We start from the raw sequence: 10,703 nt of genomic DNA on the forward strand, positions 1-10,703 counted from the left end.
CCTCTGTGCCGCGCCTCCGTGGCGGGCCTCAGAGCGGGGAGGCGAACACCACCAGGTTGTCCCGGTAGCGGCCGATCGCCGTGTCCACCAGCCCCCGCCCCACCCTCTTCGCCCTGCCCGGACTCGGGCTCGACGGCCGCGCCTTCGACGCGCTCGGCCGCGAGCTCGCCGACGTCGCGGACCTCGTCGCGCTCGACCTGCCCGGTGGATCCGGGACCTCGCTCGAGGAGATGACCGCCGCCACGATCCGCCGGATCCGCGAGCACGACGCCTCCCGCTGGCTGCTCCTCGGGCACAGCATGGGCGGGAAGATCGCCTCCCTCGTGGCCTCCCGCACGGTCACCGGCCGCTCGGGCCTGTTCGGGCTCGCGGGCGTCGTGCTCCTCGCCGGGTCGCCGCTCTCGCCCGAGCCGATGGAGGAGGCGCGCCGCTCGACCATGCTCGGCTGGGTCGACGACGGGCACCTCGACGAGGCGCAGGCGCGCGAGTTCGTCGACCAGAACGTCGGCTCGCCGCTGCCCGCCGACGCCGACGCGGAGGTGCTGGCCGAGCTGCGCCGCTACTCCCCCGAGGGCTGGCGGGACTGGCTCGAGCACGGCAGCCGTGAGGACCGCACCGGCGAGGCCGCCCTCGGGGCGGTGCCCGCGCTCCTGATCGCGGGCGGTGAGGACGGCGACCTCGGCGCCGACGCGCAGCGCCGCCTCAACGGCTCCCTCTACTCCCGCGCCCGGCTGCTCACGCTCGCCGGGGCGGGCCACCTGCTGCCGTTCGAGCGCCCGGTCGAGGTGGCGGCGGCGATCCGCCGGTTCTGGGAGGAGGAGGCCGGCACGGCGCCGTCGGTCCCGGCCGACGTCGGCGCGGCCATCGCCTCCGCCCGCACCTCCACGCGGGTGCGCGGGCTGCTGGCCGTGCGCGCGCTCGCCGACGACCCGGAGTACGCGCCCCGCGCCCTGACCGTCGCCCAGCTCGCGGAGCTGCGCGCGATCGCCGACCGGGTCGTCCCTCAGGAGGGCGGCCGGATCGACCTGGCCGCACGGGTGGACACGCAGCTCGCGAACGGCGAGGGCGACGGCTGGCGCAACGCCGACCTGCCGGCCGACCCGATCGCCTACGGTCTGGCGCTCGACGCCCTCCGGGGCTTCGCCGGCCTCGGCCCCGCCGAGCAGGACGCGCGCCTCACCGCGATCGCCGACGGCTCCGCGGAGCCCGGCGACGGCTCGGCCGGCGGGCTCGGTGCCGAGCAGCTGACCGCATGGTTCGAGGACTGCCGCGTCGACCTCGTGAAGCAGTGGCTGGCGCACCCCGCGTCGATGGCGCGGATCGGCTACGACGGCTACGCCAGCGGCGGCGACACGCTGCCGCTCGTGACGGGCTTCCGCCTGCTCGGCGCCGACGACCGCGAGACCTGGGAACCGACGACGAGGAGTCACCGATGAACACGACCGGCATGCGCCGCTTCCCGCTCGACGAGACGGTCGACGCCGTCGTGATCGGCACCGGGGCCGGCGGAGCGCCCCTGCTCTCGGTGCTCGCCGCTCGCGGGCTGCGCGTCGTCGCCCTCGAGGCCGGGCCGCACGTCGATCCGCTGGGCCACACCGCCGACGAGACGGCGGCCGTCGAGATCAACTGGATGGAGGAGCGCCTCAGCGGAGGCGAGACCCCCACCGCCTTCGGGCAGAACAACAGCGGCCGCGGGGTCGGCGGCTCGACGTTGCACTGGGGCGCGTTCACGCCCCGCCCCGACCCGCGCGACCTGCGACTCCGGAGCGACTCCGGCGTCGGCCGCGACTGGCCGATCGAGCACGCCGAGCTCACCGCGTACATCGAGAAGGTGGAGGCGACGATCGGAGTGGCGGGCCCGGCCGAGTACCCGTGGGACCCGTCGCGCCGCTACCTGCAGGGCCCGCTCGCGCGGAACGCCTCGGCCGACATGATGCTGCGCGGCTGCGCGGCGATCGGGATGCGCGCGACCGACGCGCCCGCCGCCGTGCTCAGCGGCCCGCGGGACGACGGCCGGCCCTCCTGCGTCAACTGCGGCCAGTGCCATCAGGGCTGCCGGACCGGCGCGAAGACGAGCATGGACGTGACCTACCTGCCGGAGGCGGTGCGGGCCGGCGCCGAGATCCGGGCCGACTCGTTCGTGCACGGGATCGAGCTGGACGCTGCGGGCCGCGTGTGCGCCGTGGTCTACACGAGCGGCGGAGTGGAGCACCGGCAGCGCTGCTCCGCCCTGTTCCTCTGCGCGGGCGGCGTCGAGACGCCCCGGCTCCTCCTGCACACCGGCATCGCGAACAGCAGCGGCCAGGTGGGCCGCAACTTCCTGGCGCACGGGGCGACCCAGGTCTGGGGCACCTTCGAGAACGAGATGCGCGGCTACCGCGGCTACCCCTCCTCGGTGATCACCGAGGACACCGTCCGCCCGGCCGACGCGGACTTCGCGGGCGGCTACCTGATCCAGAGCCTCGGAGTGATGCCGCTGACCTACGCGACGACGCTCGCCCGCGGCGCGGGACTCTGGGGCAGGAATCTGATGGACGCGCTCGACGGCTACCGCTTCGCGGCGGGCGTCGGCATCAACGCCGAGTGCCTGCCCGCCGACGGCAACCGGCTGGAGCTGACCGACGAGCTCGACGAGCACGGGGTGCCGAAGGCGCGCATCACGTTCTCGGCGGGCGCCAACGAGGAGGCGATCGACCGGCACGCGATCCGGACGATGACCGCGATCGTGGAGGCGGCCGGCGCGACGAGCACGCGGGTGATGGCGCGCACGGCGCACACTCTCGGCACCGTGCGGATGGGCACCGACGCGGGCGACGCCGTGATCGACGCGGACGGCCGCAGCTTCGACGTGCCGAACCTCTGGGTGTGCGACAACTCGGTGTTCCCGAGCGCGCTGATCGCGAACCCGGCGCTCGCGACGATGGCGCTCTCGCTGCGGACGGCGGACCGCTTCCTGGCGGCGTAGCGTCGCGGCTGCGGGGCGGCTGCGGGGCGGCCGCGGGGCGGGACGACGGGCGAGGTGCTCCTCCGCGTCGCCGACTGACCGCGCGGGCGTGCCCGGACTGCGCACCCCGCCGGATCAGCCGTGGGGCCGTGCGGGGCGCCAGCGCAGTCGCGAGACGCGCTGACCGAACGGCGGGCCGTCGCGATGGCGTGTTACGGCGGTACGGCGCGCGCTGAGCCGCCGAGGTGCTGAGGTGCTGAGTGCTGAGGTGCTGCATCGTGGTGGCCGAACGGCGGCAGGGCGCAAGGCGGCGGCACGGCCCTGGTGTCGGCACGGCGTCAGGCGACGGTGCGGCCCCGGTGACGGTCCGCGCCTCAGCGGCAGTGGTGCGGCGGTGGTGCGACGGTGCGGCCGCGTGAACCCGAGCGAAGGCGCAGATCCGAGCGTCAGCGGCGCGGCGGGAGGTCGCTGAGCACTCGCCTCCGAGCGACAGCACGGCCCGATCACCAGTGCGAACCCGCGCAATGCGCCGAACCCGCCCGACAGCCGATTCCCTTAGGGGTGCACGGCAGCACGGCAGCACGGCAGCACGGCAGCACGGCAGCACCGCAGCACGGCAGCGTGTCAGCACGGCAGCGTGTCAGAACGGCGGCGGCCGGTCCTCGAACCTCGGGGTCGCGGGTGGGTCTGGACGGAGCCGTGCCTCGAGGCCCGGCGGGCGCGTGGTGATGCGGCGGCCAGTGGGGGTGGTCCAGTCGGCGGTGCCGTCGGGGTGGAGGACGTAGGTCCAGCGGTCGCCGTGCCGCACGTGGTGATGGGCGACGCAGAGGCTGGCGAGGTTGGCGGGGTCGGTGCCGCCGCCGTTTCGCCACTCGACGACGTGGTCGGCCTCGGCGCCCGCGGCGGAGCGGGTGCAGCCGGGGAAGCGGCAGGTCACGTCGCGGAGCTGGAGGAGGAGCCGCAGCTCGCGGTGCGGCAGTCGGCGTGTGCGCCCGACCGAGAGGACGGCGCCCGTCCGGGGCTCGGTCAGCACGCGGGTGACGGTCGCGGGGACGAGGCTCCGGGCGACGTCCGCCGGGATCGGGCCGTAGCCGTCGAGCTCGGCGGAGGCGTCGTCGGCGCCGGACGCGGTGCTCGCCGACAGGGTGACCCGCACCTCGGCGCGCACGCCGGTGACGAGGGTCGGAACAGGCCGATCGGCACCGACCGAGTCGGGCACCGTGCCGATGACGTCCGCATCGCAGAGGAGGTCGGCGAGAGCGTCGGCTCTCAGCTGGGCGAGGGTCCGCTCGTCGCCCGCTCGGGAGATCGCATCGACGGCGCCCGCCCCGGTGGTTCCGGCGGGCTCCGCTCCGGTCGTCCCGCTGGACTCCGCTCCGCAGGAGCCCGCTCCCGCGGCGGCGAGCGGCGGCGTCCCCTCCGCCGCGTCGCGGAGGATCCGGGCGATCCGGTCGAGGCGGCTGTACGCCCCCACGGCGACCGGGGCGGGGAGGAGGGCGCAGAGCGTCGCCATGCCGTCGACCTCGGGGGTCAGCCAGACCGCGCGGTCCTCGCGGGCACGTCGGTGGCGCTCGGCGAGGGGCTGCTCGTGGAGCTCCTCCCGCAGTCGGGCCAGAGCGCGCCGCAGCTGGGTCGGCGTGGTGCGGGCCGCGAGCTCGGCCGCCCGCGTATCGAACGCGGCGCGGGAGCCCGGAGGCAGGGTGGCCGCGACGGCGCAGACGACCTGGCCCGCCTCCCACCGCAGGCGCGCCCCGGCGAGGGCGGCGCGGGTGGTCGGCAGGTCCTCGACGAGGAGGCGCGCGTGGTCGAGCTCGCGGGAGGCGACCCGCTCGGAGACTCCGAGGGCGACCGCGAACTCCGCGCGGATCGACCGCTCGGCGAGGTCGCTCGACGCGTGGGGCGCCGAGCCGCGGGCAAACGACTCCGGATGCTCGAGCGCGGCCCGGTGCCCGGCGTGCAGCTCCTCGGCCGCGGCCAGGAGCAGCGGGGACGCCGAACGTGCCAGCGCGGCGGCCCGGTCGCCGCGAGCACGCACCTCGCTGAGCACCGCCTCCACTGCTGTCGACCCGCTGATCATCGTCATACATGTATTCAATCTGCGACCACCGACACGGAAGCGACGGATCGTCACATCCGTGGAGAACCGGCGTGAAGCCCTCCTGTGGAGGGAGGGATCACAGCAGCCGACGCCGCACATCCCCGCCGTCCTCGGGGCGGCGCGCGCAGGACACCGGCGCAACACCCCGCCACACGCACCGCCACACGCCCCCCGCTCACGCGAACCGCACCGCCACACACGCCCCCGCTCACCCGAACCGCACCGCCACACACCCCCCTCACCCGAACCGCACCGCCACACACCCCCACTCACCCGCACCGAACCGCACCGCCTCACGCACCCCCGCACGCCCCCAGCCTCACGCGAACCGCCCCGCCACCTCCGCCAGGCACTCCCGGAACACCCGCACGGCCGGCGACGCCAGCTGCGCCTCGCGCTGGGCGGTGAAGATCGTGCGGCGGGGCGTGCCGGGCAGCTCGAGGAGGCGGCAGTCCGGCGCCTCGCCCACCCAGACCAGGTCGGGCATCAGGGCGACGGCGTGGCCGGAGGCTGCGAGGCGGATCTGCGCCTGCAGGTCGGCGGTCTCGAAGCGGACGTCCGGCTCGAAGCCCGCGACCCGGCAGGTCTGCTCGGCGAAGTGGCGGCTCGCGGTGCCGCGCGGCTCCATCACCCAGGCGGAGTCGCGGGCCGAGGCGAGGTCGACGACGGCGGAGTCGCGGCTCACGGCGAGGCGGATCGCGTCGGTCGTCAGGTCGCTGCGCACCAGTCCGGGCAGCCAGGAGGTCGAGTGGCCGGGGTACTGCTCGGCGACGACGAGGTCGAACTCCCGCGCCCACGACGTCTCGTGCAGCGCACCCTCGGGCTCGCGCTGCACCATCTCGACACGCACCTCGGGGAAGCTGTCGGCGACGGCCCGGAGCGCGCCCGGCATGAGCGCGAGCGCGGCCGACTGGAACACCGCGACGCGCACCCGCCCGGTCACCGACTCCCCCGAGGCCGCGAGCGCCGCCTCCGCCCGCTCGAGCAGGGCCATCACCTCGCCGGCCGCCTCGACCAGGATCTCGGCCTGGGGTGTGAGCTGCACGCGCCGGCCCGCCTTCCGCAGCAGCTCGACGCCGGCCTCGCGCTCGAGGACGGCGAGCTGCTGCGAGACGGCGGAGGGACTGTAGGCGAGGGCCTCGGCCGCGGCGGCGAGAGTGCCGCGGATGGCCACCTCGCGGAGCAGGACCAGGCGGCGGACATCGAGCACGGCGTCTCCCCGATCGTTCAGCTGAGCTGACCGGTACCGGTAAGGAACGGTCGCTTCTGCTCAACGGTAGTCGGTCGAATACTGAAGGCACCGCCTCTCAGAGCAGAAGGACCGCACCATGACGGATCTCGCCAGCCCCGCTCTCGCCACCGGCCCCGCGGCCGACGGCCCGTCCGCCGATTCGATCGATCCCCGCCTGGTCGACGAGAGCGTCGCCCTGGTGCGGCGCTGGCTGCGCGAGGCGTCCGCGATCCCGATCGACGCCTCCGGGGCGCAGCTGGCGGGCGTGCTGAAGGACCCGGCCGGCCTGGACTTCACGGTCGGCTTCGTCGACGGCGTCGTCCGCCCCGAGGACACCCGCGTCGCGGCGGCGGCGCTGAAGGCGATCGCGGGCGGCGTGCCGTCCTTCCTCCCGGCTCCGATGCGCGGCGCGGTCGCCCTCGGCGGCGTCATGGCGCCGCTCCTCCCGGACGTCGTGGTGCCGATCGCGCGCCGGGTGCTGCGACGGATGGTCGGCCACCTGATCATCGACGCGACCGACTCCCGCCTGGGCCCGGCCATCGCCGCGATCCGCCGCGACGGCGTCCGGCTCAACATGAACCTGCTCGGCGAGGCCGTCCTCGGCCGCGAGGAGGCCCACCGCCGCCTGGAGGGGACGCACCGGCTCCTCGCCCGCGACGACGTCGACTACGTCTCGATCAAGGTCTCCTCGAGCACCGCCCCGCACAACCCGTGGGCCTTCGACGCCGCGGTCGACGACATCGTCGAGGAGCTGGCGCCGCTGTTCGCCCGAGCCGCCGCCTCCTCGCCGCAGAAGTTCATCAACCTCGACATGGAGGAGTACAAGGACCTCGACCTCACCATCGCGGTCTTCACCCGCATCCTCGACCGGCCGGAGTTCCTCGGCCTCGAGGCCGGCATCGTGCTGCAGGCCTACCTGCCGGACGCGCTCTCGGCGATGATCCGCCTGCAGGAGTGGAGCGCCGCCCGCCGGGCCCGCGGTGGCGCCGGCATCAAGGTGCGCCTGGTCAAGGGCGCGAACCTGCCGATGGAGCAGGTCGAGGCCTCGGTCCACGGCTGGCCGCTGGCGACCTGGAGCAGCAAGCAGGACTCCGACACGAACTACAAGCGCGTCGTCGACTACGCGCTGCACCCGGAGCGGATCCGCAACGTGCGGGTCGGCGTCGCCGGGCACAACCTCTTCGACGTCGCGTACTCGTGGCTGCTCGCCGGCACCCGCGGCGTCCGCGAGGGGATCGAGTACGAGATGCTCCTCGGCATGGCCCAGGGCCAGGCGGAGGCGGTGCGCCGCACGGTCGGCTCGCTCCTGCTCTACACGCCGGTCGTCGCGCCGGCCGAGTTCGACGTGGCGATCGCCTACCTGATCCGCCGGCTGGAGGAGGGCGCGTCGAGCCAGAACTTCATGTCGGCCGTCTTCGAGCTCGAGGCCGACCCGGCGCTCTTCGCGCGGGAGGAGGAGCGGTTCCGCGCCTCCGTCGCCGCCCTCGACGGAGCCGTCCCCCCGGCGCACCGCGTGCCCGACCGGTTCGCCGCGAGCGGCCGTCCGGGACCGGGCGACTTCCGCAGCACCCCCGACACCGACCCGTCCGTCGCCGCGAACCGCGAGTGGGCGCAGGCGATCCTCGCGCGCGTCCCCTCCTCCCGGGCCGGCGCCGACGCGATCGAGGCCGCCACGATCGGCACCCTCGACGAGCTGGAGTCGGTGCTCTCCGGCGCCCGCGGCAGCGGCTGGAGCGATGTCCCGGCCGAGGAGCGCGCCCGCATCCTGCACCGCGCCGGCGACGAGCTGGAGGCGCGCCGCGCCGAGCTGCTCGAGGTCATGGCGGCCGAGGGCGGCAAGACCCTCGACCAGGGCGACCCCGAGGTCTCGGAGGCCGTGGACTTCGCCCACTACTACGCCGAGCGCGCCCTCGAGCTCGACGCGGTCGACGGCGCCCGCTTCCACCCGGCCGCGCTGACCCTGGTCGCTCCGCCGTGGAACTTCCCGGTCGCGATCCCGGCCGGCGGCGTCCTCGCGGCGCTCGCGGCCGGCTCCGCCGTGGTGCTCAAGCCCGCCGGACCGACCGCGCGCTGCGGCGCCGTGGTGGCCGAGGCGCTGTGGGCGGCGGGCGTGCCCCGCGAGGCCCTGCGCCTGCTCCGCCTGCCGGAGGAGGAGCTGGGGCGCGACCTGATCGCCTCCCCGCAGGTCGACCGCGTGATCCTCACCGGCGCCTACGAGACGGCGGAGCTGTTCCGCTCCTTCCGGAACGACCTCCCGCTGCTGGCCGAGACGAGCGGCAAGAACGCGATCGTGGTCACCCCCTCGGCCGACCTCGACCTGGCGGTGAAGGACGTGGTGGCGAGCGCCTTCGGGCACGCGGGCCAGAAGTGCTCCGCCGCCTCGCTCGTCGTGCTGGTGGGCTCCGTCGCGCGCTCGAAGCGGTTCCGCGCGCAGCTGCTCGACGCGGTCTCCTCCCTCACGGTCGGCTACCCGACCGATCCCGCGACGCGGATGGGGCCGGTGATCGAACCCGCCGAGGGCAAGCTGCTGCGCGGCCTGACCGAGCTCGGCGCCGGTGAGACCTGGCTGCTGCAACCGCGGAGCCTCGACGACTCCGGACGCCTGTGGAGCCCCGGCGTCCGCGACGGCGTGCGCCGCGGGTCCGAGTTCCACCGCACCGAGTACTTCGGGCCGATCCTCGGGATCATGACGGCGGCGACCCTCGACGAGGCGATCGCGATCGTCAACGAGGTCGACTACGGGCTCACCTCGGGCCTGCACGCGCTCGACCCGGAGGAGATCGGCACCTGGCTCGACGGGATCGAGGCGGGCAACCTCTACGTGAACCGCGGGATCACCGGGGCGATCGTGCAGCGCCAGCCGTTCGGCGGCTGGAAGAAGTCGGCGGTCGGCCCGGGCACCAAGGCGGGCGGGCCGGACTACCTGCTCGGCCTGGGCTCGTGGACCGCGGCGTCGTCGGAGGCGACCGCTCCGGTCGTCGGACCGGCCGCCCGCCTGCTCGCCGCGTCGCGCGCGGAGCTCCCGGCGGAGGAGCACGCCGCGGTGGAGCGGACGGCGCGCAGCTGCGCGGCGGCGTGGGCCGCGGGTGCTCCTCGCGACGTGACGGGGCTGGAGGCGGAGCGCAACGTCTTCCGCCGCCTGCCCTACGACTCCGCCGTGCTGGTGCGCCTGGCCGCCGGGGAGCCGCTGGGCTCGCTCGTGCGGGTGGCCGTCGCGGCGGCGACCGCGCAGGCACGGGTGGTCGTCTCGAGCGCCGCGGCGCTGCCTCCGCAGCTCGCCGCCGGTCTCGACGAGGCGGCCGGCGCCGTCGTGGTCGAGGACGACGCGGCGTGGGAGGCGCGGGTGCGCGCCCACGCCGCCGGACGGGTGCGCCTGCTGGGCGCGTCCGCCGCGACGGTGACGGCCGTGACGGGCGGACGCCCCGACCTCGCGGTCTACGCCGGCCCGGCGACCGAGGCGGGCCGGCTGGAGCTGCTGCCGTTCCTCCGCGAGCAGGCCGTGTCGATCACGGCCCACCGCTTCGGCACGCCGGACCACCTCACGGACGGGCTGCTCTGACCGGCGCGATCCGACCGGCGTGATCCGACCGCCCGCCGCGGGATCCCGCTCCGGTGAACCCGCTCCGGCGTGTCGACTACCGGAGCGGCGTCTCGCGGAGAGGGCGACGGAGGGACGACGGGGCGGAGAGGGATCAGCCGCAGGCCGCACGTCAGTCCGCGTCAGCTCCGCGACGGGGCCGCAGGGGTGGAGCGCGCGTCGTTGCTGGTGCGCGGGCCCTCCGGGAGGAGCGCGGCGCGTCCCACGCCCGATCGACGGCGGCGGCCGGGGTCAGCAGGATGTGCGCATGACCCGCCAGGAGAACGGCCGGCGCACCGCCGCGCCCGCCCGCGCGCCACGCACGCGCCCGACCGTCGGCTCCGCCTTCGACCCGCGGTCGAACAGCATCAACGCCCTGCGGCTCGGGCTGGCGGTCCTCGTCATCGTGTCGCACTCCTTCCCCCTCGGCGGCTACGGCGACGACCCCGGGTTCGGAGGCTCGACCCTCGGCGCCTGGGCGGTCGGCGGGTTCTTCGCCACTTCCGGCTTCCTGATCACCGCGAGCCGGCTGCGCTCGCGATCGCTGGTCGACTTCCTCTGGCGGCGCTTCCTCCGCATCTATCCCGCCTTCCTCGTCTCGCTCCTGGTCGTGGCCTTCGTCGCCGCACCGCTCGCGTCGCTCCTCCTCGGAGCCGGCGAGTACAGCGCGGCCGGGGCGGTGCGCTTCGTGGTCGCCAATGCGGCCCTCTACATCCGGGAGTACGGCATCGCGGGGATGCTCGGCTCCGTGCCCTACCCGGGCGCGTGGAACGGCTCGCTCTGGAGCCTGTTCTACGAGTTCGTCAGCTACGTCGTCATCGGCCTTCTCGTCTCCCTGGCGCCCGCGCGCTGG

At 75.3% G+C, this 10,703-nt stretch carries 6 protein-coding genes; 4 read left to right on the forward strand and 2 right to left on the reverse strand.

The genetic code is table 11. From position 1 onward, the window contains the following. The first annotated feature begins 80 nt into the window (after positions 1–80). Both C5C36_RS16905 and C5C36_RS16910 read left to right on the forward strand, forming a co-directional pair. Positions 81–1,436 carry an alpha/beta hydrolase gene (locus C5C36_RS16905; RefSeq protein WP_181133849.1) on the forward strand — a complete coding sequence of 452 codons (1,356 nt, stop codon included), beginning with the start codon at positions 81–83 and terminating at the stop codon, positions 1,434–1,436. Continuing rightward, positions 1,433–2,965, forward strand: a complete 1,533-nt coding sequence (locus C5C36_RS16910; protein ID WP_104310093.1) for a GMC family oxidoreductase — start codon at positions 1,433–1,435, stop codon at positions 2,963–2,965. Before C5C36_RS16905 ends, C5C36_RS16910 begins: the two co-directional genes overlap by 4 nt. Before the next feature lie 619 nt (positions 2,966–3,584). On the opposite strand, the gene C5C36_RS16915 is transcribed toward C5C36_RS16910, so the two are convergent. Both C5C36_RS16915 and C5C36_RS16920 read right to left on the reverse strand, forming a co-directional pair. Continuing rightward, positions 3,585–5,027, reverse strand: coding sequence for an HNH endonuclease signature motif containing protein (locus C5C36_RS16915; protein ID WP_181133850.1), 1,443 nt, complete (start codon positions 5,025–5,027; stop codon positions 3,585–3,587). Positions 5,028–5,361: 334 nt separating this feature from the next. Then, positions 5,362–6,252 carry a LysR family transcriptional regulator gene (locus tag C5C36_RS16920; RefSeq protein WP_104310095.1) on the reverse strand — a complete coding sequence of 297 codons (891 nt, stop codon included), beginning with the start codon at positions 6,250–6,252 and terminating at the stop codon, positions 5,362–5,364. A 118-nt stretch (positions 6,253–6,370) separates the two neighbouring features. Between C5C36_RS16920 and C5C36_RS16925 the strand changes: the two genes are divergently transcribed. Further along, on the forward strand, positions 6,371–9,832 hold the full coding sequence (locus C5C36_RS16925; RefSeq protein WP_104310096.1) for a bifunctional proline dehydrogenase/L-glutamate gamma-semialdehyde dehydrogenase: 3,462 nt from the start codon (positions 6,371–6,373) through the stop codon (positions 9,830–9,832). 286 nt (positions 9,833–10,118) lie between these two features. Next, positions 10,119–10,703: acyltransferase (locus tag C5C36_RS16930; protein WP_146085365.1), on the forward strand; the 585-nt coding region annotated here is incomplete at its 3' end.

It is taken from the genome of Rathayibacter sp. AY1G1 (genome assembly GCF_002932095.1).
Taxonomy (GTDB): domain Bacteria; phylum Actinomycetota; class Actinomycetes; order Actinomycetales; family Microbacteriaceae; genus Rathayibacter.